Raw genomic sequence first — 22,603 nt, 5'->3', positions numbered from 1 at the left:
ACACTCTTAGGCGTGATTGCGTTCCTCACCTACGCCCAGTATGCGGCAGCTGCGGTGCTTGCCATATGGGGCACCGTCCAGGCTCTGCGAAACCGTCCGGCGCCGATCTCAATGATCGTGTGGGCAGGTGCGGTGCTTGCGCTGCTGATAGTTCAGCTGATCACCGGCATTGTGCTTTTCGGGCAGACGAACGCCGACCCGCTGCTGTTCTTCGGGTACGTGCTCACCGCAATCATCCTCGTGCCGATTGCCGCGGTGTGGGGTTACATTGAGCCCAGCAAGTGGGGGCCGTGGGTGCTGGCGGCTGCCGGCGCCACCGTTATCGTCATGATTCTTCGAATGGACCAGATCTGGCTGTGAACACCGCTGTGAACACCAAGGCTTACTCTGCAATGCACTCCGGGCCGGGGCGAGCCCTGACCGCGGTGTACGGAATCTTTGCGCTGTCAGCATCGGCCAGGGCGGGCTACCAGCTTGTTTCGCATTTCGACCGGGCGCCTCTGGCCTACGGACTGTCGGCGTTTTCGGCTGTTGTCTACATTGTTGCGACTGTCTGCTTGGCAATTGCCAACCGCTCAGCGCACCGTATTGCCGTGGTATCGGTGCTCATCGAGCTGGTCGGTGTCATCGCCGTCGGCATCTTCAGCCTGGTTCGCCCTGAGCTCTTCCCCGAAGCCACCGTGTGGTCCGGCTTCGGAATCGGCTACGGCTTTGTGCCGCTGGTGTTGCCGATACTCGGCCTGCTGTGGCTGGTCCGGGTCGACCGCATCGCCCAACAGTACAGCGCCTGAGCCGCGGGCACCTCGACCAGCGCAGTCCCGTCCCCGTCCCGGCCAGCAGCGGCTCGCACTGAGCAAGCAGCAGCTCGCCCAGCCCGTGCAGAACTCAGTCGTCGGAGTCCTTGCCCTTTGTCGAGGTCTGCTCGCCCGACAGCGGGAACCAGTCAGAGCTGGTGAGTTTTGTCTTGCCGTCACCGGTTTCAATCATGAACGGAATCGAGGCTTCGATCTCTACTCGATTGCCGCTCTTCTTCCCGGTGGTGATCGCCGAGACCTGTTTGGGAAGCGAGAAGTTGAAGTCCTTCGGCACCTCGATCGTGATGGTGCAGCGCATTTCGGCCATTGAGGTCGCCCCGCCGCTTTCGGTCTCAGCGGCGTAGTTCTCGAAGTCGATTTCCGTGTACGGCTGGCACTGCGATTCGACGCGCTTGAACGACTTGGAGTCTTTTGCATACTCGTCGACGTAGGCGCGGTAGCTCTTGAAGCCATCACCGCTGAGGTCATAGTCCTTCAGCGCTCCGCCGCCATCACCCTTAGCTCCGCTGAGGAAGTCCTTGACCGCAGTAACTGATTCGCCGAAATCCACGGCGTACTGCTTATCCGCCGGTGCCACCTGACCGTCTTCCAGGGCCAGCTTCGGCACGCGCTTGCCGTCTATGAACAGCCCCTGCTGCACACTCCAGTCGTCGTTGGCGCTGGCACGCATCACCAAAAGCGCCTGAGTGCCCGCATCGGCATCGTCGCTGCTGGCGAAGGCAAAGAACCACAGCGGATAGTCCGACTGCGCCGGACCTCCGGCGAGCACCTTGTCGAAGCCGACCGTGCCCAGCTTCTTCTTTTCGGCTTTTGCCACGAGCACTTCGGCTTTTGTCCGGTCGAGCATCGGACCGGCCTGAATCTGGTCCAGTCCCTTGCCGTCATCGGCCAGCGACTTCTGCAGCTTCTTCGTGTAGTCGGTGATGAACGCTGAACCATCGCCTGCGCGCAGCGGCTCTTTTGTATACTCACTCGACTGCGGAACAGCGGGCCTGGCGATCGGCGGGGCGCCCGAACACCCGCTCAGCAGCCCCAGTCCCGCCAGAGCTGCGGTCATTGTGCTGAGTGCGCGCTTCATCGGGATTCCTCCGCTGTCCGTGCTCTGCTTCGCGAACCGCCGACGGCGACTTTCGGCTGATCCTGTCGCCACGAGAGGAACAGCCAGACAGCAAGCGCAAAGATCATCACCGTCAAAGCCAGACCGATAAGCGCCATCGGCACAACTCCGGGGGCGTCGACCGTGATGGTGATTTTGGTGTTGGCCAAAGATCCTTCTTGCGCTGCGATCACGACCACCTGCGGGTCGCTGTCAAGGCCCAGCCGGACCGTCTGCGAGGTTCCCGTTTCCTGTGTAATCCACCAATCGCGGCTTTCGGGGTCGGAGGCAAGCTGCTCGTCCCCGGCCACAAACCTGTGGCTGATTTCGCCGGGAAGTTCGATTTCGGTGGCTTCGTCATGCGCTGTCCCCGAAAGGTAGCTGCGCACGTCCACCCCGTTGGCGGTGCCGACGAACACGGGAGTGTCGGATTCGACGGTGACTTCTGCAACCGCGTTGGTGACAGGAATGAGCTGTTGGTCGAGCATGACAGCCTGACTGCGTTCGTCAGGGGTCATCGTCTCGGTGCGCGCCTGCCCGTCGAAGCCGACGACGGACAGGGCCGAAATCACCAGCACCAAGCCCAGTATTCCCACCAGCCCCAGCAGTCCGGAGCCAAGAAGCCGCAGCATCAGAACAGCGCGCGCATCAGACGTCCGCGGGCTTTGACTACGCGCGCGTCTTCAGCGCCGACTGCGTCGAACAGGTCGAGAAGGTGCAGGCGAAGCTTTTCGCGGTCGTCGCCGACGGTGGTTCCGATCAGCGTGATCAGGCGTGTGAACGCGTCTTCAACGTGACCGCCGGCAACATCGAGGTCGGCGCAGTCGATTGCCGCATCGACCGATGTGGGGTTGTCAGCTGCGGCCTGGCGCACAGCGGCGAGGTCTATGTCGCGGGTGCGGCGCAGAAGGCCGACGCGGGCGATTCCGGCTTTTGCCTCGGCATCTGCCGGCGATTCTGCAAGTGCGTCCTTGTACACCTGTTCGGCGCGGTCGAGGTCGCCCGCTTCCAATGCCTCGAGGGCTTCGGGGTGGCGGGGGCCTTCCTGCGCCTGGGTGCCTTTGACCCAGGCGGTCTTGTGCAGGCCCGCCTGCGCGGCGGCCTGGGCGATCTGGTCGAACAGCTGGCGGATCTGCGCTTCAGGCTGCACGCCCTGGAACAGCGGGACGGGCTGGCCTTTGATGACGGCGACCACCGTCGGCAGGGCCTGCACCTGAAATGCCTGTTGGATGGCCGGGCTGGTGGCAACATCCACCAGTCCCAGCACTGCGCGGCCGGCCTGGTCTTCGACAATCTTCTGGAGGACCGGCAGAATCTGCTGGCTGTCCGGCTGTTGCCCGGAGTACAGCACAAGAACCACCGGCAGTTCCATCGACAGCCGTGCCGCCGATTCGAATGTCTGCTCGTTGACCTCGAAGGCAAGAGCGGGCACTTCGACCTGGTTGGGGCCGGGAGTTTCGCTGGACTGTTCCGCGCTGCTGGGTGTCGAACCCGCCGAGGTGCCGTGACCGCGGACTGCCGACAGGTCCAGGCCCTCCTGTTGGGCGGGCTGCTGGCCTTGCTCGTGCTGAGCCGACGCCTGCGGGCCGCCTCCGGTGTGATCAGGCTGCTGGGGAATAGTCATGTTCTCCTCGTCAGTTGTTGCCGGCCAGTTCGGCGTTGACCATTGCGGTTGACACGCCGATCAGCCGCACCTTGCCTTCGCCTTTCTTGGGCACCACAAAAGCGTAGACCTGCAGGTATTCGGTCTTCAGCGTCCGCTTGGTTTTGGTTTCGCCGACGACTTTAGCCTGGGGGTTGGGGACTGTGAGTTCACCCGTTTGGCCTCCGCGCGATTCGGGTGACAGAGACAGTGTGTGCGATGCCGAACCGATCACGATAGCCGATCCGTCCTTGGCCGACTGGGCTGCGACCTGCTGGCCGGGGCTGTATTCGACTTTGGCTGAGCCGTTGCCCTTTTCGATTTCCTTTTTGACCTTCTTGAAGGATTCGCGTTCCTGTTTGGCGAAAGCGTCGTCTTGGAAGTCGCCCTTGCGCTTGGCGCTGTCGGGCTTCTGGAGCTTTTCGGCGTAGTTTTTGACGGCGTCCTTCGGCGTCATGACCAGTCCGTCCTGGTCGGCAGGCAGAAGGCCGGAGCCGACGCGGGCGTCTTCGACTTCGGGGAACTCGGCACCGGGCAGGAGCACGGTGAGCGACCACAGGCGGTAGGGGCTGCGGGGATCCTGCTGACTGAGCATGACCAGCTGGGTCTGGTCGTTTCCGCTGACGACAGCGGATGTGACCCGCGGCCACGTGTCCGTTGCCGAAGTGAAGTTCACCTTGACATCGTCAAATGCCGGGGCGGCGGGCAGCTTGGCCTTTTTGTCTTTTTTCTTGATCTTGTAGGCACCTTCGCGCTGCTGGTGGAAGGTGCCGTCGGCACGATCGCCGAGCTTCTTCGCGTCGAGCTTGTCGTCGGCTTCCTTAACGGTGGTGTGGATTTCCTTCAGGACCCGTTCAAGCTGTTCGTCAGTGACGGAGGCTGCCGGTGCGGTGGGCGTTTGCAGCGGCTGGGGTTCGGGAAGTTCAGGTGCCCCGCAGCCGGCGAGTGCCAGGCCGGGAACAATCACGAAGGCGGAGCCCATCTGCGCCAGTCTGCGCCGACGTTCAAGGCGGGCTTCCTCACGGTCTTTTTCGCGTTTCTTCGCCCGTGTGCCGGAGATGAACAGCAGGATGCCCAGAATGATCAGAATGAGTCCCACCACGATCAGCGGCGTCGACCACGGGTTGGTGGCGTCGTTCTTCCACTCCACGGAGATCTGCAGGTTCGACTTTTCACTGCTGCCGATCAAGAACGCGGAGTCGTCGGATGGTTCGCTCCATTTGAATGTCACCTGTTCGGGTTCGGTTGTCGAGTTTTCCCACAGATCTGCTCCCGCCGGGTTGGGCACGCTGTCTTCTTTGCCCTCGACTTTTTCTGTGCGCAGCTCGTCCTGCGATTTCAGCCCGGTGATGTCGAGATACGAAGCTTCGCCGAGCCATGCCTCGACATTGGGCTTCGATGCGTGGGCGACGGTGATGTCGCCTGCCCCCTTGACGGTGACGTGGGCTTCGCCGGGGTACAGGTTGAGGACTCCGGGCTCGATGACGGCCGCAGCAGAGCCTTCATCTGTCTGTGTGGACGCGGTAATATTGTCCGGCGGTGCCCACACGGTCTTCTGAAGAACTCCGACGACGCCGAGAACAGCGCCCAGGACGATCATCACGACTGCAGCTATTGAGCGCACGCGCTCCCCTTCGATCAGCTTGTGGTTCAACTGCCCATTCTACGTACCCCGAAATATCGAGTTCTGGGCGGACTCCCAGCGGTGCTGGCACGTGCACGGGCTGTGTCAGACCACAACGCTAGTATTGGGCTCGTGGCTGTAGACAGAATTGTATGGATTGACTGTGAGATGACCGGCCTTGAGGTCGGCACGGACGAACTGATCGAAGTCGCGGCGATTGTCACTGACTTCGACCTCAAACCGCTTGATGACGGCCTCGACATCGTCATCAAGCCGTCCGAATCCGCGCGGAACAACATGAACGATTTCGTGACCAACATGCACCGCGAATCCGGGCTGATCAACGAACTCGATCGGGGAACCACTGCCGCGCACGCGCAGAAACAGGTGCTCGACTACATCCGCTCACACGTTCCCGTTTCCGGCAAAGCTCCGCTGGGCGGCAATTCCGTCGGCACTGACAAAATGTTCCTCCAGCAGCAGATGCCCGAACTCGTCGACTATCTGCACTACCGCATCATCGACGTCAGTTCGATCAAAGAACTCGCCAAGCGCTGGTTCCCATCGTCGTACTACTCCGCACCGGCCAAAACAGGCAACCACCGGGCCTTGGGCGATATTCTCGATTCCATAGCCGAACTGGCGTACTACCGTCGCGCTGTATTCACCTCGGAGGCCCCTGATTCGACCGCGTCGGCGCAGATTGCCTCCGCCATCACCGCTGAGTACTTTTCAGCAGAACCTTCCACCGACTCTGCCGAAAGTGACCTTCCCCAGTCCCCCGGCGCCTCGACAGACAGCTGACTATGACTACTGCCACCGCTCCCCTCGCTGCCGCTGACGAAGGCAATGAAGTCCCGCTGGGCAAACGCGACCCCAGATATCGCTTCTTCGAAATGATCCCGGCTGTCTTCAGCTACGGGAATCTCGCGGCCGTCGTCGTTCTTTCGCTCATCCACCCCACGTGGGGTGCGCTGTGGGTGCTTGTAATCGTCGCCTACATGTTCATTCGGGGTGTGCGCGGTGCAGTCGATCTTGTGCGCGGACTGCGCCGCTTTCGCCTCGCCGCTCGAGTCGACTGGAATGCGCGTCTTCTTGACCTTGCGCTGGTCATGGACGGCAAGCGGGTGCCGCCGACCCCACCGGGATCGTTTCGCGCAGACCAGCATCGGCAGCTTCTGCGCCAAGTGAGGAAAAACCCCCAGAACTACCCTCACCCTGCCCGGGTCCAGCACGCTGTCATCATCGCGGCGTACAACGAACCGTACGAAGTCATCGAACCCACCATCCGCGGGCTGCTGTACACAACAACCCCATCGGACCACCTGCACATCTTCTTCGCCTACGAAGAACGCGGCGGCCCGGACATGCAGCTGACAGCCCAGCGGCTGAAAGAAAAGTACGGCGCGAAGTTCGGCACCTATGAGCTTGTTGAACACCCGCGTGACATCCCCGGCGAAATCACCGGCAAGGGCGGCAACATCACCTTCGCGGGCCGACGTGCGGCCGTGTGGGCAGAAGAAAGAGGCTTCGACCCTGCCGAAGTCATGGTCACCACGCTCGACTGCGACAACAAACCGTATGAAAGCTATTTCGACTACGTCGCGTACGAGTACATCCGGGCTGAAGACCGCCAGCGCGCTTCCTACCAGCCCATCGCGCTGTACCTGTCGAATATCTGGGACGCCCCCGCGGTGACCCGCGTGATTGCCTCGGCCAACTGCTTCTTCAACCTCACACAGACGGTCCGACCCTTTTCGCTTCGCAACTTCGCGTCCCACTCACAACCGCTGGATGCGCTTATCGAAATGGATTTCTGGTCCACGCGTACAATCGTCGAAGACGGCCACCAGTACTGGCGGTCGTACTTTCACTTCCGCGGCGACTACCGTGTGATCCCCGTCCACGTGCCCATCTACCAGGACGCCGTTTTGGCAGGAAACCTGGGCCAGTCGATCAAAGCGCAGTTCAAACAGCTCGCGCGGTGGTCCTACGGCGCTTCGGATGTCCCATACGCCATCAAGGGCTGGGCCAATTCGAAGCCCAGGTTCTTCGGCACGCTGTGTCGCTTCATCCTGCTGTTGGAAAGCCACGTCACGCTCGCCAGCGTTTCCCTCATCATTGCCGTAGGCGGTTGGGTGCCCTTCCTCGTGCTGCGCGCTACAGGAGAAAGCGCGCCCGAATTCACCAGCAATATGCCGTTCTTGGTCGGCGGCATCCAGCAGGTTGCCATGATCATGCTGCTCACATCGCTGCTGGTGTTCGTGAATCTGCTGCCGCCGCGGCCCGTGCGCTACTCACGGCTGCGCTCAGTGTCGATGCTCGCCCAATGGCTGCTGTTCCCCTTTACGCTCATGATCTTCAATTCCTCGACCGCGCTCGTTTCACAGGGCCGCCTGCTGTTCGGCAAGTACCGCGAAAACTTCGAAGTCACGCAGAAGACGGTCGTGAAGTCGAACGTCGAGCCCTCAGCACGGCAGATCGGCCTGCAGCGCATGGACATCGAAAACGATCGGCTCTGATCTGTGGATTCAGCCCGTCACGCCTATGTGACCCTGCCGACCGGACCCACTGTCTTCATTGCACACGGCGGGCAGCTGGTCGGCGTGCACCACGTGCCCATCAAGCACAGTCCCGAACAGGAGTTCTTCGGGCAGAAGCTCAGCTCCGCCTCGGCAGAAGACGATCCGGTCATGGGGCCAGCACTTGCACAGCTGAGTGAATACTTTGCCGGACACCGGCAGACATTCGACGTTCCGTTTGCCCTGCATGGCACGGCGGGTCAGAAGCGCATCTGGAACCTGCTGCTGGCGATTCCCTACGGCGAGCTGACCACATATGGCCAGATTGCAAAGCAGCTGGGCAAGCCCGGTATGGCGCAGGCAGTCGGCGGGGCTGTGGGACACAATCCCATCAGCATCATTGTGCCGTGCCACAGAGTGATGGGCGCCGACGGCAACATGGTCGGCTACGCCGGCGGTATCGAGCGCAAGCGAATGCTCTTGGAGCTCGAGGGCCACACGCCTGACCGGCCCCTGTTCTAACCAGTCCCGACTTTTCTTACCGGCGGCGCTGTGAAGGGCGGTGCTTCACCGCCCTTACTCTGCTGAGCCGGCCGGGTTGTCTTCTGTTGAGCCCGCTGTGTCTTTAGCGGGCTTCGGTGAGCGGCGCAGGAACAGCCACGCTGACACGATGACCGCCAAGCCCAGCACGATTGTGAGCCCGCCCCACAGCAGGCTGGCGCTGCGGGCCTCGGGATTGTCAGAGGCACCGGCCTGGCTGCCCTTCAACGCAAAGCTTTGCTTGCCCTGCTTCTCCAATTCGGCCTGTTCGGGGGTGGGGACCGGGTCGGTCACCGCTCCTTGATTCTGCTCGGCAGCAGATCCAGCACCGCCACTGGGACTCTGCGGAACCCAGTTGGCTCCGCCGTTGCCGGTGTCCGGCTGAGGCGGCTTCCCTCCTGAGCTCTGGCTGCTGAAGCGGCCGTCCGGTGGCCGGGGAGTGTCTCTGTGCGGACTGGTACGCGGCTGTCGGCGGGTGTCGTATGGAGAGTTCTTCGAGCCTTCCCGTCTGTCAGCTTCAGACTTGTCCGTCGGCTTCTGCGTGGATGATTTCGGCGGCAGTCCACCGGGTGGCCGCTGTGAGGGTTTGGGCGTCAGCGTGCCGGTTGGCCTGTCAGCAGGTTTCCGGGACGGTTTTGGATTCGGTTTGTCAGTTGGCCTGTCCGACGGCTTCGGCGATGACTGTGTTGTCCGATTGTCCGTTGGCGGATCGGCCGGATTGCCCGCTGACCCTTCAGTGTTCTCAGCGGGCTCTTGCGACGGTTTTTCACCAGAGCCTCCGGTAGGCGGATTCGACGGCGAAGCCGGGTTGCCTTTGCCGTCGGGCTGAGTGGGTACGTATGGCTCTGAATCTTTGGACTTCGGTGTCGATGGCGGCGGGCCAACGTGTGACCCGTTGTCAGGCTGTGCTGCCGCCGGGGTGGAAAGCGTGAGGATCAAACCGAACACGGCAAAACAGCACAGCGCTGCGGCGGTGGCTTGGCGCCTGAATGCGTGCCTCATGCTGCCTTCCGGTGTGTGCTCAGCGGTGCGGACTCTTCGGTGATTTTACGGATAAAACGCCCGTTATCGTCCTTTGTGTGCTTTCGCGTAGCCTCTGATTATATCGGATTCGCTGCGGACAATCGCATAGTCGCCGTCAGCGTCAACTGCCATGAGGTTGTTCTTGGTTTCGTAGGCCGCATCGCCGGCGATGATCGAAGGGGATCCGTCAACTACGGCCGGTGTGTACGACCCGCGAGGTTCACCGAAGCGCACATCATCTTCCGAAGCGTCGCGCACCAGCAGACCGCTCTTCATGTCGAACAGGTAGGGGCCGAAAACAGCCAGGCTGAACCCCTGCCCGCGTTCCCACTTGGCATCGGCGATTGCATCAGCCTGAGTTTCAACCGTTGACACGATTTTTCCCTGCTCGGTGTCGCTGACCACAATCTGCACGGGCTCGGCGGAATCGAGGCCTGTATCGCTTTCACCCCACACGGTGACGATCTTCCCGTGCCCGGCTGTCACCCATTTGAGGATCACGAGGTCCTGGCCGGGCTTTTCGAGTGCAAACTTTTCGGCCAGCCCCGTTTCGGTGTCAGAGACCGCAACCTCGCCGGAGAAGTCTGCTGTGATTACTTTTCGCCCGTCGAGCCCCATGGGTGTGAAGCCGGTTTCGACACCCACAACGGCGTGAACCTTGTCGTCGTGGAAGTGGTAGAGCTTATCGCCCGCGACGACCATGGGGGTTGTCCCAGCCAGGGAGATTTCGGCGTCGGCGGGAAGCGTGTACTTCTGTGTGGTGGTTTCACCGTCGTAGAGGACTTCCGCTTTGTCGCCTGAGCGCAGCAGCAGAGCGGGCTTGTTGTTGATTCTGGTGTCGGCTGCGATTTGAACGCTGCCGTCCATGGTGATGCTGGTGCGCTTTTTTCCGGTCGTGGGATCGAATACGTCAACACTGCGGTCTTTGACTGCAACGATCCCCCTTTCGGAGGCACTGACTGACGCGGCGGGATCGACGGGAAGTTCCCACGCGGGTTCGTTTTTGAAGCCCGGGACGATGCTCTCTGACTTCTTCAGGCTCAGCTTGGGCTGCTCAGTCGCGCCGGAAGAATCGGCCGTCGATTCCTGCAGGCCTCCATTCGGCGCTCCGACGAATGCGGGTATGACCCACAGGACGATGACCACAATGAGCATGACAGCCAGAATGATTGACGGCACGATCATCGACGGCTTGCGTTTTCTGCGCTCACCGCGGTCGGAGGGGCTGCGTGCTGGATCGTCTGAGAGAAGTCGGGTGAGAAGTGATCCGCTGCCCGGCTTGGCTGGGCCTTTCCCCACGGGCTGCGCTGTGGTGTTTTGTCCTTCGTCGCCGTTGTCTTCTTCTGCCTGGTCGTCCACCTGCGCGGGTCCGTTCGCAGGATCGGCTTCTGGGCCAGTCTCGGCTGCGGCAGTGGACTCTGCACCAGCCGAGGTGCCTGCCTGGCTGTCTGGCGCTTCCTCGGACCCAGAGGCGTCCGCCTCTGCTGTTTCTTCGGCAGGACGGTCTGTGCTGTTTGTGACCGCGTTATGCGGCTGGATAATGGGCAGTTCGCTCGTTGCAACCGAACCGTCTGTCCCGATGACTACGGAGTGGGAAGATTCGCCGTCGGCGATCTGCACGAAAATAGGGTGCTCATCGGATGCCGCCATGTCGCGGACTTTGGCGAGCGCTGCGCCCAGGTCATGGCACTGTTCCGAGGCGCCGTCGATCGTCAGAAGGACAGTTCTGTCCTCAGCAAAGCTGACGTCGGCGTGCTTCATCCTCGGGGCTTTCTACTGGGGATGGGGGTCTGTTTTCCACCTGTCAGCGGGTGTCCCGCTGTTTTCACCTGAGTGATTTTACGCGGCCCATATTGGAGTTCCCACCCGGCCCACAAAACGTTATGGCTCGTTAACCTGAGACCGATTTTGGGTCTGCCTTCTTGTTCTCACCTCGGTGTCAGCTGTGTGCCAGCTGAGCGGATTTGGCCTTGGGGCAATGTGTGGCTTAGCATGGTCAATGCTGTCTGTGAGGCAGTGATGGTGGCTATAGCTCAGCTGGTAGAGCACCGCGTTGTGGTCGCGGGGGTCGCGGGTTCAAGTCCCGTTAGCCACCCCAGGCCAAATCCCGGAACATCATTCATTCGATGTTCCGGGATTTTTGTGTTTTGGGGCTGGTGGTGTGCCGGGTCATGGTTCCCGCGCTGCGGGGCAGCCGCAGTGGTGGCCGCGATGGCCAGCCTCACCTCGTGTGCTTTCACATAGGGCTCCGGCAGAGTTTGGTGAAGCTCTGCCGGAGCCCTATGTCAGTTCTTGTGGGGTGCTGTCTTCGTCAGCTCTGAGGAGGACGAGGCGGCATCGGCGGACCACCCGGCCGCTCCGGCGGTGCCTGCGGCGCCTGCGGGCCGGGATTGTTGTACGGAGCTGCCCCCGGCTGCTGGACAGGGTAGTTGGGGCCGCCCTGTCCGAAAGGCGCGGGAGGCTGGTTCTTCTGCTTCTTCTTCGCCACGACCACAACGACGATGACGACTGCCGCAACGATCGCCAGGAAGACAAAAAGTCCGATCACGATGAAGACGATCAACCATGGGAAGCCCGAGGCTTTCGCAGTCACGCTGATGACGTCCTTGTCGTATGAGCGCAGGTCGTAGGTGACTGTCTTGCCGGAGATCTGGCCGCCTTCAGCCTCGACGACCTTACCCGGGAAGGTCAGCTTAACCTCGGCTTCTTTGAAGATCTCTGACGTCGACGGGGCCTCGCCTCCTGTGTTGAAAGCCGGAGAATCCGTGTCTTTTGCGATGTTCGGCAGTTCCATGACGATGTTGTCGCCGTCTTTTTTCAGGACGATGCGTCCGGGTCCACTCCCGGTGGTGCTGGTGAAGTCCTCTGCTGCGACTTTGTCGAACGTGACCCTGTACCCGAGTTCACTGTCAGTCGAGATCTTTTCAGCCTGGGCCCCTTCTGGGATGGTGTCTTTTACGTCTTCGACAGACTGGTCAAGCTGCTTCTCGATGTCACTTTCTTGGGCAAGACCGCCGAGCTCGGACACCTTTTCGTTGACTTTCTGTCGTTCGACAGTTGCGACGAGGCCACCGCTGACGCGCAGGTCTTTGTCAATGGTGAGATCCATTTTGACAACGGCGTTGAGGCCCGCACATCCGGCCAGCACCAGTGTGACCATCAGCATCGCGCCTACCGTCAGGGCTCGCCCGAGCCTGTTGTCGATGGTTGCTGTTGGGGCACCTTGTGAATGTCGACTGTTATGCAATGCGGGCCGCGCCTTTCACCTGTTTCCTGGTTTGAACGTTCAGAGGAAGTCTAGCTGTACTGACCACAGAACGGTGCGCTCAGAAGGACAGTCCGCCGACCACGAAAATGTCTGTGACGATTTGTTACCGATTCCGGCCGAAATTTCTGCAGCTCCAGTATGTTGTTCGCTGGTTCAAGAGCTGCAGCTTTCAGTACCTGGCTGGCTGCACGGCAACCCTCTCCATCGAGTGGGGTGCCCCAGGGGAAGAACCGGCATGAGCAAACGTTCATGCAAGTCGATGGATCTCTGCGCGCAGACGCACCGGGATCCGGTAAGGAACATTCCCATGTCTACTCACCATGGCAACAGCGGTACAGGAAATCCTCACGACGTCGACCCTGCGGATGGTTGGGGCGAAGTCCCTGAAGCTGATCGCCCCCTGTGGTCTCGCTATATGCTCGACCACTGCCCTGCATTCCCAGGGGCGACCATCATGAATTTCATTGCAGGCAGCGTCGTCAAGGGCGGTACGCGCGTCCCTCAATCTTGGAAGGACACAGCCGCCGAACTGCACAATGCCGGTTTCAGCCCGCTCCAGTACTTCCTACTTGCTGAGCTGCTGTCAGGCGCGCGAAAACAGGGCGAATTGCAGGAAGCCGTACACGGCCATCTTTTTAAACAGTGGTTCGGCTATCCTTACCCGGATTTTCGGCTCAACGCTGATGCCTGGCGGCCCTGGCTTCAGCGTCTGCAGAATGCGCAGTCGCCCAGTCGAGCACTCAGCCACATCCTTCATGGGTGGAACCTGCCGCCCTTGGGCACGGTGAGGTTCAGGAATGGAGGGCAAACGCGGGTCGTTTCCGACTGAGCAAATGGAGCGTCCCGTCAGGAAAGACGGGACGCTCCGCATCGTCAGCTTCTAGGGCCAGCCCAGCCTCGTCCACAACAGACTCACGTCCACTCGCTTCGGCAGCAACGAATAGAAGACGCGATACATTGGCTCGAAGCACCTATTGACGTCCTCGAATTCTGACATCGGGCGCTCTTCCCCTACCGAACAGTTTCGGCTCAGCTGCCACTCATTACCGTCTCAGCGTCTCGAGCAGGCCATCTGCTCCGCTTGCTGCTGCAAAACCGGTGAAGTAGGTGCTGTGCGTTGCCTTCACTGTTTCAAGGGAATCTGACCCGACCAAAACAATGTCAGTAGACACCGAGTTGCGGTATTCCGTCTCGAGCTTTGCGTATTCCTCCATTGCCCGCTCCGCATCGGTTCCGAACGACTCCTGCATGATGAGCTTGTCCTGGGCATGGTCAAACACAAGCAGGAAATGATTGATGTTGTTCATGACGCGCCCTCCTGCTTTTCAATGCTCGCGGTGAGCAGCTTGTTCACTTCAGCGATCTGGTCGTTTGCGATGGTGATCAAGTCTAGCGGAACGTGCTTCTGCTCTTCTTCGAGGCGGTATATTTCGGCCAAGTTTCGCGCCAGAATCTGAACAGGGTGGTCACCGGTGTCCGCGACCTGGACTCCCCAGGCGTCGAGGATCGCGGCTTCTACAGTCCGCACCTCCGCGATGTCGCTGACCAGGATTCTGCATCCTCCGATGTCCTGCATGCGGGACAGGTCCAGCCCCTTCTCACGATCGCCTAGCTTTTCTACGATCGTCTGCTCCCGCTTAAGCCGCTGCGTCACCTGGGCATCAATTCCAGATCCCGATGCAATGCCACTCACACTGTTGGTGACCCTCAGAAGCGGGCCGGCAAACTGAGAGCGAAAGACTCGCACAGTTTCGAGAGCTTCCTCAAATTCCGCTTGACTAGCCTCACCGCTGCGGAACTTCCGGATCTTCGACCCTGCTTTCCGGACGCTGGTCTTAGACGGTCTTTCATGCGATGCCACGTTGCCAGCTTATTCGACAGCCTTCGCTCTGCTCGAGCTTTCAAGCACTGCCGTAACAGGAGCGTTTTACGTGCAAAAGCTCCACGAGACGCCCGCCATGTCTGCGCACCCGAGAGCTCTCGGGAAGACGCGACCAGTGATTCAAAAGATTAGGTAAACGCGGGACAAGCGACCCGGCAACCGAGCATCAAAAGGCCCTGACCTGCATTTCTACTGGTCAGGGCCGTGTTTTCGTACACCCCCCGGGACTCGAACCCGGAACCCACTGATTAAGAGTCAGTTGCTCTACCAATTGAGCTAGAGGTGCGCAACGAGAGTTAACTATACACACATCTTCTGGCGGTGGGAAATTGAGATTCGCCCGCATACGGGCTTTGTGACTAACCGCACAGAACTTGGCCGACGGGCGCATCGTGCGCTGTGCGTGGGAGGCAAGCAGGCAGCTGCCCCAAGCTACCGCTTGACCGGCTGGCAACTTGGGCAGTTGGCCAGCCAAGCCCGCGGTCACAGGTACAGGCCGGTGCTGTCCTCACCCACGGTCTGCGAGATCGCGTGAATATCGCGTTCGCGCAGAAGTGTGTACAGCAAACCGTCGAGTTCGACCTCAGCACGATCTTCTGGATCGAACAGAATTGTGTCGTGCAGGCTGACTTGCCGCACATTCGGGCCCGTAGCCACAACCGTTCCCCACGCCAACCGCTTGCCCATCGCCGCTGTGGCGGGAATGACAATACCGGCGGAGGATTTGCGCTCCCCCGCCTCTTTGTCAGGTTCCACCAGCAGGCGGTCGTGGAGCATGCGGATGGGAAGCTCGCCAGCGGTTTCTGCCGCCGGCCGAGCTTGCGACGTATCAGACATACAGTTTGTGCTTGCCGATCAGTACTTGCGCTGGCTGCGGACGATGCCCAGAGCAATGATCGACGCAGCACTCAACACCAACCCGCCGACAAGTGCCGCGGTGTCAGCGCGGACCGAACCATCCGAGTTGACGGCAGCGCCCTTGACTCGGTTGCTGGCACGAGCCGCAATGGCTTTGGGGTGGACTTCGCCCACCAGGGTGTCGATATTGGCGGCCAAGCGCTGTTCGCGCAGCCGGATGGATTCTTCGAGCTGTGCCTTCGAAGCGTTGTCGACAGTGATGTCCGAGGTGTAGACGTTGCTCACGCGCATTCCTTTTCTTCGGAAGTCTGCTTACCCACCCGAGCTTACCGTGACCGACTGACACTGAGCGGCAGGTGGCAGAATGAGACGCAGAACTTACGCCCCGTAACGAAGGGAAGGCCATGACCCGACTGGAGATCGGCGACACCGCACCGGATTTCACCCTGACCGACCACACGGGTAAGGACGTAACCCTCTCGGATCTGCGCGGCACGCCCGTCATCGTCTACTTCTACCCGCGAGCGATGACTCCCGGCTGCACCACGCAGGCGTGTGACTTCCGCGACAGCCTGTCATCACTGAAATCAGCCGGCTACACAGTGCTTGGGGTTTCGCCGGACAAACCGGAAAAACTCGCCCAGTTCGTGGAAAAGGAAGGCCTGAACTTCCAGCTGCTGTCCGACCCGGACAAGCAGGTCATGACCGAATGGGGTGCGTTCGGCGAAAAGAAGAACTACGGCAAGATCGTCCAGGGTGTTATCCGCTCCACGATCGTGCTGGATGAAGAAGGCACCGTGAAAGTCGCGCAGTACAACGTGCGCGCCAAGGGACACGTGGAACGTCTGCGCCGCGAGCTCGGCATCGACTGACCGGCGGCAACACCCGAGCCGCTTCCCCACCTCAGTGGCTCGCCTAAGACGCCAGCTCGTCACGGCGAACACACCTCGAGCCCGTCGATGCTGGATCGCGGTCTTGTATGCTGGGCTCGCCCGCGCGAGTGGCGGAATTGGCAGACGCGCTGGATTTAGGTTCCAGTGTCTTCGGACGTAGGGGTTCAAGTCCCCTCTCGCGCACCAAGTCCCGGGACATCGTTCACTCGATGTCCCGGGACTTTTTGTTGGGGTTTAGTTGGTTGACTAGACGCCGCCCGCCTCCTAGTGCCGCTCAGTTCGCACGGCTCACCTCGTGCGCACTGCCCGAGCCAGATCGGCACCTCCACCGGCCCAGACCCTACGGTCGGATTCCGCGAATGAAGGCTTCAACCAGCCACTCGTGCAGATCCGGGATCTGCTCCTCAACGAACGACGGAAGGGGGCGGGTAGCCGTAGCGATTCCAGCAACAAGACGCATTGCATCGATATCGCCGATCAAGCCCGCTTCTCGGGCCCGCACGAGAATCGGGTCAAATTGCGCCAGTCGTTCAGCGCGAACCGCCGCTACCCGCTCCGATTCGGCGAACTCCTGATCAGCTTCGGCTACGGACACCAGCTGGGCGCTCACCTGGGTGCGAGCCACGTCGGTAATGAAGCCGCGCCAGGCCGCTTCCGGGTCAGCATCCCAACGCTCCAGCGCACGGTCCATCGCGGCGAGCGCTTCGGCGCTCATCTCCAGACCAAGGGCGAGGAGGAGGTCACCTCGCGCAGGAAAGTGCCGGTACAGGGTTGCGATCCCAACGCCCGCCTGGGCCGCGATGAGGCGCAAGGACACGTTTGCACCCTGTTCTGCGAAAAGTGTGCGCGCAACACCCAGAATCACTTCGCGATTCTGCTGAGCATCTGACCTCATCTGACCTCCTAAGTTTGCAATCATTATAACCGGAGCAGTATGATCCGATTATATACGGATCGCTCCGCTCCGCTTAGTTAGGAGAAGTCATGCCAGACACCGCACAGAACAAGGAGGGCCGTCGTAAGCTCGGCCCCACCGCCATCACCGGACTGGTGAGCACCGTCATCGCACTCATGCTGTTGGCGCTCCTCACCCCGGCCATCAATTCGGGCGCCCACGACATTCCCCTAGCCGTGTCTGCGCCAGAACCCGTCAAGGCCGCCATGACGCAGAAGATCGAGAAGTCCGGCGCGTTCACAGTTGTCGACGCTTCGAGCCCAGAAGATGCCGAAGACAGAGTGAAGAACCGTGAGACCGTCGGCGCAGTCGCCGCCAGCCCAACCGGCACGACCATCACGATTGCCAGCGGTGCTGGAGCTCCCTATGCCGCAGCACTGAATGGCATGGCTACCCAGCTGAAGGCAGAAGGCCAAGAGGTCACCGTTAACGATGTTGCGCCCATGACATCGGAGGACCCGCAGGGCGTGGGACTGTCTTCAGCACTGCTTCCGCTCATCTTCGGCGGTATGGCTTCGGCAGTTCTGTTGGCCACTCAGCTGAAGTCGGCCGGTAAGCGCACCTTGGGTGCAGTCGGCGTGGCTGTCCTCGGCGGGCTTGTTGCCGCCGCGATTCTGCAGCCGTGGTTCCACGCGGTCGACGGCAGCTTCTGGCTGCTGTGGTCGGGCCTGACGCTCGGCATCCTCGCGATATCCAGCACTGTGCTCGGCCTGTTCTCTGTCCTGGGCTTTGCGGGACTGGGAATCGGTGCTGTACTCATGCTGTTCGTGTCGAACCCGCTGTCCGGTTTCGCTGCCGGGCCGCAGTGGTTGCCGGCCGGCTGGGGCACTTTCGGACAGCTCATGCCTGTGGGGGCTGCAGGCACATTCCTCCGCTCAGCCGCGTATTTCGACGGCAGCGGCCTGGGAATGTCCCCGTGGGTGCTCATGGCGTGGATTGTCGCAGGGCTTGCCCTGACTGCAATTGGCGCACGCCGCCAGAAGGCCTAAGCAGACTCCCCCCGCCGTGGCCACGAAGGTCGATACGAGGTATCGGTTGATGTCGCTGCGGTTGACCGTGATGACCGACGTGGTCGCAATCGAGGAAACGGGCCGGTCGAGCGCCTCGGCGACGTCGGCTGATGACGTCAAAGGCAACACCATCTTGAACAAATACCTCGGCTGACCTCGTACTGCCGCACTTCCTACCCAACTTCCCGCAATCTTCCCACTTAACTTCCCACGGTGTTATGCTGAGTGGGAAGTTAAGTGGGAAGTTAGCGAGCACTCGATGGACACCGAACGCTTAGAGTCAATCGTCCACGCACTGCGGCTGGTAGGAACGGACAACCAGCCCACCGAAGTCAAGAGCAATGCAGGCAAGTCGATTCGCGAAACTCTCAGCGCGTTCGCGAATGCCAACGGCGGCCTCATCATCTTGGGGCTCGATGAGTCAAACGGCTTCTTGCCCCTGGAGGGCTTCGATGCAGCGAAAGCTCAGGACGCACTGGAAACTCGATGTGCCCAAACCACACCCCCAGTACGGCCACTCATCAACATAGTCCCCTTTGAGGACTCCTTAGTTGTTGTAGCGGAAGTCAATGAAATGACGTCCGAAGACAAACCCTGCTACGTGACTGACCAGGGGAAATATGGCGGCAGCTATATTCGAGTTGGCGACGGTGACGTCCGACTTACGCAATACGAAGTCGACCGCCTCATCGAGGAGCGGACCCAACCCAAATGGGACGAACAGTCAGTGACAGAAGCACGGCTTGAAGATCTGCACTCAGACACCGTGAATGCCTACATGACCGTTCAGCACGAACGCCGCCCCAAAACCTTTAACGACGGCACCGAAACCGCGATGAAACGTCTGCGCATCCTTAAGGACGGACACCCGACCCTAGCGTCGCTGCTTGTCATGGGTGAGTATCCGCAGGAATTCTATCCGCGCCTCACAGTGACATTTGCCAACTTCCCGGGGACAACCAAGGGTTCCGTTACCGAAGGGGTTCGACTCCTAGACAGTAAAACCCTCACCGGAACCATCCCGGAGCTCGTTGACGAAGGAATCGAAACCGTCAAGAACAACATGCGCACTGCCGCGCTTATCGGCGAAAAGTACCGCTCAGACCTGCCGGACTATCCCCCTATCGCAGTACGCGAAGCGCTTGTGAATGCCCTCATGCACCGCGATTACTCACCGCACGCGCAAGGCAGCCAGGTGCAGATCAACATGTTCGCTGATCGTCTTGAAATCACGAGCCCGGGAGGACTGTATGGAGGTGTCACCGTACGGAACCTCGGGAAGCCAGGCGTGAGCTCAACCCGAAACCAACGCCTCTCTTCGTTTCTTGAGGACGTGAAGTTTCACGATGATGGAGGCGGAGCAGGCGTCGTCGCTGAAAACAGGGGCACAGGCATCGCTGTCATCCAACGCTCGCTCGCCGACGCCCTCATGCCACCACCTGAATACATCAACCGGCTGGACAGCTTCACCATTGTCTTTCACCGGCGAAGGGTGGCAGAAAAAGAACGTTACGCAAGCGCCTTTGACCAAGTACTCACCGCGCTGAAAGGCCAGGCCTCTGCTTCCACATCAGAACTTGTGCAAGAAACACGACTAAGCCGTACAGCAGTGCAAAAAGCAGTAAACGAACTCATCGCCGAAGGCGTCGCCGAGCGCACTGAACCACTGAGAAGCCCTCGGCAGCGCTACCGCATCAAGACATAGCCGCTCTGCGGAAGAAGCCCTGGCCTACCGGACCACCACAAGCTTCCCACTTAACTTCCCACTCGGCTTCCCACAGTGTTATGTTGAGCGGGAAGTTAAGTGGGAAGCTGCTGGGGACGCTTCAAGGCAGGCTTCAGACCTGCGCCTTGGGTGGAAAGCCTGATGAGGGAACACGTACTGCCCGACGGCCGGCAGAAGCTCCAAGCAACCAAGAACGGCGCAGGGCCTCAGACTTCCGATACCTGTGCTGTCAGTCGCCTAAATATTTGATGAACACCTGACAGGGGTTCCATTCATCCCACAGAGTGGGGAACACTTCGAGTTCTTTATAGCCCACCGATTTATAGAACTTGTTCGTCACGTCATACTCGTCATAGTGGCCCGACTGAACAGTCTTGACCTGCGAGTATGAGTAGCCCAAACCTTTCGCCAGCTTTTCGTACTCGTCGTTCAGCTGTGTGGCCACACCACTGCGATGGAACTTCTTCTTAACTCCCATCACAAATATGTCTGCGCAGTCCGGACTGGTTGCATTGAGAACCAGGAACCCAGCCACTTCGTCCTGATGGAAGGACGCCAAGAGCGGCTTATCCTGCGAATCAGTTATGTATTCCTCAGTGCTTTCAGGCATACCGAACCACTCAGGAAGGTCGTTCAGCACTTCCCTGGCAATTTCAGCCTTCTGTTCTTTGTCCTTTATTTCTTTGACAAGAAACTCCATACCGATCCCCAGCTGTCAAGCCTTCTAGGCCACTGGGCAGACGCCGGCGTCCACCGTGACCAGTTACGTTTTCGCAATCATGGCATAAGGCAGGCAGGTTGTGCCCCTCAACGAATCCACAGGCGCGATGACGCACCACCCCGCCTCTTCGGGCACCACAAGCAGTCCGCAACCGTCGTGGACCACAACTCGGCCAAAAAGTGGAGCGCGGTTCTGCGATCTTCATTCACAGCCATGCGAATAACCGCCAGACACCTATGGTCGGAACCTGCCCCCGCCCTCTATCCCAATAGAAGCACACCTCTGTAGGGTGGCATCATGACTCGCCACGCAATGTTTGATTCTGCCTATCCCCCATCGGATTCGATGTCTATTCAAGAGACGATCGAGAGCGATATCTCGATGAAGCTATGCCACGGCCAAACCTACGAGCAGATCCTCGGACGCTATAACGAGCTCATCGACCTTGAGCCGTGGCAGGAACAGAAATCCAGGCTCAACCCTCGCCCGGAGAGGATCGAGGACTACATCAAGCTGGTCAGCGACGAATACCGGCGCCTGGTCCCAAAAACCTCTGCGCATGCAAAATCGATCTATGACGTTGGCTGGTTTCTCGAGGAGGCCGGTATCGCGTGGTCCTTCGATGAGGGCTTCGACCAGAGCGAAGCCGCCTACTATGCACAACGGAAAGCCCGCGCCTACGACTCCAATGACTACGCTTGCTGCACCATACAAGACGTGGACCGCCTGATCAGCACCGGTGTGCTCTACGTGGGTTTCTCATCCATGATCGCAAGCAAGGAAGAACACGAGAAAACTGGGCGGTGGGTATACAACGAGCTCACTGAACGTGGCCTCAACCCCGAATGGGACGGAGACGCATCCGCCCGCATCAAATGCAGCAACCTGCTCTACGAAGTAAAACTCGCACCAGACTTCCCGTAAACGGGAGGTTCTCCCGTCCGGTTCCGACATCTCCACAAGGGTGCGGACCACCGAGCGCGGGCTGCTGAACAGATCAACCAACTCACCCCACATGCCCATGACAAATGTCATGGGCATGTGGTGACAGAAGATATGCCCGCCTTGCACGCTGCCTTTCTAGCCTGAAGGGCATGAATACGGCGCACATACCTACGGCACAACCAGCTCCGGCCATAGAGCTCACCGGAATAGGCAAAACCTTCAACGCACGCTCCACCAATCCCGTGCACGCGGTGAAAGACACCAGCCTCACCGTGCATCCGGGAGAAATCATCGCTCTTCTCGGCACCAACGGGGCGGGCAAGACCACGCTGATCGACCTGATCCTGGGGCTGACCACACCAAGCTCCGGCAGCGTCAGCGTTATGGGCCAGGCCCCCAAGCAGGCCGTGTACGGCCAAAACATCAGCGCGCTCATGCAGACCGGTGGCCTGCTCAATGAACTCACGGTCAAGGACACGGTGGAAATGATCGCCGCGACCTTCCCAAAGCGCTTGCCGCTCAAGGACGTCATCGCTCAAGCCGACCTGGACACCGTCTACAAGCGCCGCGTGGGCAAATGCTCCGGCGGCGAACAGCAGCGCATCCGCTTTGCCCTGGCAATACTGGGCAATCCGGACATCCTCATCCTCGACGAACCAACCGCCGGAATGGACGCCGGTGCACGCCGCCGCTTCTGGAAGTCCATGGAGCACCAGGCCCAGCAGGGGCGCACGATCATTTTCGCCACCCATTACTTGGAGGAAGCAGATCAGTTCGCCCGGCGCATCGTCCTGATGAACAGGGGCGAGGTCGTCGCAGACGGAACCACCGAGGAACTGCGCAACATGAACGCAAGCTGCGTGGTCAGCTCCGAGTTCCCGAACGAATTCCCGAATCTGACAGAACTGCCCGAGGTGAAAAGCACCGAAGCCACCGGCAGTCGCCTGCACATCACCACCGAGGACTCCGACGCACTCGCCCGGTACCTGCTGACCGAAACGGACGCCCGCAACCTGACCATCACCAGCCACAGCCTGGAAGACACCTTCCTCACGCTGACACAGAGCAACCAGGAGGCCTGAG

25 protein-coding genes, 3 tRNA genes and 1 riboswitch are annotated in these 22,603 nt (G+C 60.2%); of the genes, 14 read left to right on the top strand and 14 right to left on the bottom strand.

The features are described from left to right. Positions 1–12 precede the first annotated feature (12 nt). Both HMPREF2757_RS04530 and HMPREF2757_RS04525 read left to right on the top strand, forming a co-directional pair. Positions 13–360 (top strand): hypothetical protein, encoded by a 348-nt coding sequence (locus HMPREF2757_RS04530; RefSeq protein WP_070573747.1) that lies wholly within the window; start codon positions 13–15, stop codon positions 358–360. 32 nt (positions 361–392) lie between these two features. Further along, on the top strand, positions 393–791 hold the full coding sequence (locus tag HMPREF2757_RS04525) for a hypothetical protein (RefSeq protein ID WP_070573787.1): 399 nt from the start codon (positions 393–395) through the stop codon (positions 789–791). 94 nt (positions 792–885) lie between these two features. Here the strand turns inward: HMPREF2757_RS04525 and HMPREF2757_RS04520 are convergent, their stop codons facing one another. The 4 genes from HMPREF2757_RS04520 to HMPREF2757_RS04505 are packed head-to-tail and all read right to left on the bottom strand — an operon-like array spanning position 886 to position 5,207. Further along, positions 886–1,893 (bottom strand): DUF8094 domain-containing protein, encoded by a 1,008-nt coding sequence (locus HMPREF2757_RS04520; protein WP_070573745.1) that lies wholly within the window; start codon positions 1,891–1,893, stop codon positions 886–888. Continuing rightward, a complete protein-coding gene (locus HMPREF2757_RS04515) occupies positions 1,890–2,543 on the bottom strand; it encodes a hypothetical protein (protein WP_070573743.1) in 654 nt (217 codons plus the stop codon). Before HMPREF2757_RS04515 ends, HMPREF2757_RS04520 begins: the two co-directional genes overlap by 4 nt. Continuing rightward, on the bottom strand, positions 2,543–3,535 hold the full coding sequence (locus HMPREF2757_RS04510; protein ID WP_083304096.1) for a tetratricopeptide repeat protein: 993 nt from the start codon (positions 3,533–3,535) through the stop codon (positions 2,543–2,545). The genes HMPREF2757_RS04515 and HMPREF2757_RS04510 overlap by 1 nt, the downstream gene beginning before the upstream one ends. 10 nt (positions 3,536–3,545) lie before the next feature. Continuing rightward, on the bottom strand, positions 3,546–5,207 hold the full coding sequence (locus HMPREF2757_RS04505; protein WP_083304095.1) for a DUF8094 domain-containing protein: 1,662 nt from the start codon (positions 5,205–5,207) through the stop codon (positions 3,546–3,548). 102 nt (positions 5,208–5,309) lie between these two features. Between HMPREF2757_RS04505 and orn the strand changes: the two genes are divergently transcribed. The 3 genes from orn to HMPREF2757_RS04490 are packed head-to-tail and all read left to right on the top strand — an operon-like array spanning position 5,310 to position 8,221. Beyond that, on the top strand, positions 5,310–5,981 hold the full coding sequence (gene orn / locus HMPREF2757_RS04500; RefSeq protein ID WP_256278262.1) for an oligoribonuclease: 672 nt from the start codon (positions 5,310–5,312) through the stop codon (positions 5,979–5,981). Positions 5,982–5,983: 2 nt separating this feature from the next. Next, positions 5,984–7,699, top strand: a complete 1,716-nt coding sequence (locus HMPREF2757_RS04495) for a glycosyltransferase family protein (RefSeq protein ID WP_070573740.1) — start codon at positions 5,984–5,986, stop codon at positions 7,697–7,699. 3 nt (positions 7,700–7,702) lie between these two features. Then, positions 7,703–8,221: a methylated-DNA--[protein]-cysteine S-methyltransferase gene (locus tag HMPREF2757_RS04490; protein WP_070573738.1), complete on the top strand. Its 519-nt coding sequence runs from the start codon at positions 7,703–7,705 to the stop codon at positions 8,219–8,221. A 54-nt stretch (positions 8,222–8,275) separates the two neighbouring features. Here HMPREF2757_RS04490 and HMPREF2757_RS04485 read toward each other — a convergent pair whose 3' ends face one another. Both HMPREF2757_RS04485 and HMPREF2757_RS04480 read right to left on the bottom strand, forming a co-directional pair. Further along, positions 8,276–8,533 (bottom strand): hypothetical protein, encoded by a 258-nt coding sequence (locus HMPREF2757_RS04485; RefSeq protein ID WP_070573736.1) that lies wholly within the window; start codon positions 8,531–8,533, stop codon positions 8,276–8,278. A 771-nt stretch (positions 8,534–9,304) separates the two neighbouring features. Then, the gene (locus tag HMPREF2757_RS04480; protein WP_070573735.1) at positions 9,305–11,023 is read right to left on the bottom strand and encodes a hypothetical protein; all 1,719 of its coding nucleotides are present in this window, start codon (positions 11,021–11,023) and stop codon (positions 9,305–9,307) included. Between the two features lie 261 nt (positions 11,024–11,284). Here HMPREF2757_RS04480 and HMPREF2757_RS04475 point away from each other — a divergent pair. Further along, positions 11,285–11,360 (top strand) — tRNA-His (locus HMPREF2757_RS04475). A 213-nt stretch (positions 11,361–11,573) separates the two neighbouring features. Here the strand turns inward: HMPREF2757_RS04475 and HMPREF2757_RS04470 are convergent. Then, positions 11,574–12,428 (bottom strand): LppM family (lipo)protein, encoded by an 855-nt coding sequence (locus HMPREF2757_RS04470; RefSeq protein WP_070573734.1) that lies wholly within the window; start codon positions 12,426–12,428, stop codon positions 11,574–11,576. Between the two features lie 253 nt (positions 12,429–12,681). Further along, a riboswitch (SAM riboswitch) is annotated at positions 12,682–12,794 on the top strand. A gap of 43 nt (positions 12,795–12,837) precedes the next feature. On the opposite strand from HMPREF2757_RS04470, the gene HMPREF2757_RS04465 reads away from it, so the two are divergent. Continuing rightward, positions 12,838–13,359 carry a hypothetical protein gene (locus HMPREF2757_RS04465; RefSeq protein ID WP_226829226.1) on the top strand — a complete coding sequence of 174 codons (522 nt, stop codon included), beginning with the start codon at positions 12,838–12,840 and terminating at the stop codon, positions 13,357–13,359. A 214-nt stretch (positions 13,360–13,573) separates the two neighbouring features. Here the strand turns inward: HMPREF2757_RS04465 and HMPREF2757_RS04460 are convergent, their stop codons facing one another. From HMPREF2757_RS04460 to HMPREF2757_RS04440, 5 genes are all read right to left on the bottom strand, one after another. Continuing rightward, on the bottom strand, positions 13,574–13,837 hold the full coding sequence (locus HMPREF2757_RS04460; protein ID WP_070573730.1) for a hypothetical protein: 264 nt from the start codon (positions 13,835–13,837) through the stop codon (positions 13,574–13,576). Further along, positions 13,834–14,223: a nucleotidyltransferase family protein gene (locus HMPREF2757_RS04455; protein ID WP_176745885.1), complete on the bottom strand. Its 390-nt coding sequence runs from the start codon at positions 14,221–14,223 to the stop codon at positions 13,834–13,836. The genes HMPREF2757_RS04460 and HMPREF2757_RS04455 overlap by 4 nt, the downstream gene beginning before the upstream one ends. Positions 14,224–14,625: 402 nt before the next feature. Continuing rightward, positions 14,626–14,698: transfer RNA gene (locus HMPREF2757_RS04450), tRNA-Lys, on the bottom strand. A 197-nt stretch (positions 14,699–14,895) separates the two neighbouring features. After that, positions 14,896–15,249: a GroES family chaperonin gene (locus tag HMPREF2757_RS04445; RefSeq protein ID WP_070573727.1), complete on the bottom strand. Its 354-nt coding sequence runs from the start codon at positions 15,247–15,249 to the stop codon at positions 14,896–14,898. 18 nt (positions 15,250–15,267) lie between these two features. Continuing rightward, positions 15,268–15,561, bottom strand: coding sequence for a DUF3618 domain-containing protein (locus HMPREF2757_RS04440; protein ID WP_070573725.1), 294 nt, complete (start codon positions 15,559–15,561; stop codon positions 15,268–15,270). Between the two features lie 113 nt (positions 15,562–15,674). On the opposite strand from HMPREF2757_RS04440, the gene bcp reads away from it, so the two are divergent. Together bcp and HMPREF2757_RS04430 are read left to right on the top strand one after the other, a co-directional pair. After that, on the top strand, positions 15,675–16,142 hold the full coding sequence (bcp, locus tag HMPREF2757_RS04435) for a thioredoxin-dependent thiol peroxidase (RefSeq protein ID WP_070573724.1): 468 nt from the start codon (positions 15,675–15,677) through the stop codon (positions 16,140–16,142). Positions 16,143–16,264: 122 nt separating this feature from the next. Beyond that, positions 16,265–16,349, top strand: a tRNA-Leu gene (locus tag HMPREF2757_RS04430). A 154-nt stretch (positions 16,350–16,503) separates the two neighbouring features. Here HMPREF2757_RS04430 and HMPREF2757_RS04425 read toward each other — a convergent pair. Continuing rightward, positions 16,504–17,058: a TetR/AcrR family transcriptional regulator gene (locus HMPREF2757_RS04425; protein WP_070573722.1), complete on the bottom strand. Its 555-nt coding sequence runs from the start codon at positions 17,056–17,058 to the stop codon at positions 16,504–16,506. Positions 17,059–17,147: 89 nt separating this feature from the next. On the opposite strand from HMPREF2757_RS04425, the gene HMPREF2757_RS04420 reads away from it, so the two are divergent. The 3 genes from HMPREF2757_RS04420 to HMPREF2757_RS04415 all read left to right on the top strand — a co-directional run bounded on the left by HMPREF2757_RS04420 (position 17,148) and on the right by HMPREF2757_RS04415 (position 19,833). Continuing rightward, positions 17,148–18,107 (top strand): hypothetical protein, encoded by a 960-nt coding sequence (locus HMPREF2757_RS04420; protein ID WP_070573720.1) that lies wholly within the window; start codon positions 17,148–17,150, stop codon positions 18,105–18,107. Positions 18,108–18,123: 16 nt separating this feature from the next. Then, the gene (locus HMPREF2757_RS11875; protein ID WP_176745884.1) at positions 18,124–18,282 is read left to right on the top strand and encodes a hypothetical protein; all 159 of its coding nucleotides are present in this window, start codon (positions 18,124–18,126) and stop codon (positions 18,280–18,282) included. 105 nt (positions 18,283–18,387) lie between these two features. Beyond that, a complete protein-coding gene (locus HMPREF2757_RS04415) occupies positions 18,388–19,833 on the top strand; it encodes an ATP-binding protein (RefSeq protein WP_070573718.1) in 1,446 nt (481 codons plus the stop codon). Between the two features lie 250 nt (positions 19,834–20,083). Here HMPREF2757_RS04415 and HMPREF2757_RS04410 read toward each other — a convergent pair whose 3' ends face one another. Continuing rightward, on the bottom strand, positions 20,084–20,554 hold the full coding sequence (locus tag HMPREF2757_RS04410) for a GNAT family N-acetyltransferase (RefSeq protein ID WP_070573717.1): 471 nt from the start codon (positions 20,552–20,554) through the stop codon (positions 20,084–20,086). Between the two features lie 318 nt (positions 20,555–20,872). Here HMPREF2757_RS04410 and HMPREF2757_RS04405 point away from each other — a divergent pair, with 318 nt between their 5' ends. Continuing rightward, positions 20,873–21,499 carry a DUF6891 domain-containing protein gene (locus HMPREF2757_RS04405; protein ID WP_070573715.1) on the top strand — a complete coding sequence of 209 codons (627 nt, stop codon included), beginning with the start codon at positions 20,873–20,875 and terminating at the stop codon, positions 21,497–21,499. Positions 21,500–21,669: 170 nt separating this feature from the next. Then, complete coding sequence (locus HMPREF2757_RS04400; RefSeq protein WP_070573714.1) at positions 21,670–22,602, top strand: ABC transporter ATP-binding protein; 933 nt, start codon at positions 21,670–21,672, stop codon at positions 22,600–22,602. Position 22,603 lies beyond the last annotated feature (1 nt).

Origin of the sequence: Brevibacterium sp. HMSC063G07, from assembly GCF_001810665.1 — a bacterium.
Classification (GTDB): domain Bacteria; phylum Actinomycetota; class Actinomycetes; order Actinomycetales; family Brevibacteriaceae; genus Brevibacterium.
Note: the sequence above shows the minus strand (reverse complement) of the source record. Positions and strands in the feature narration are given on the sequence as shown.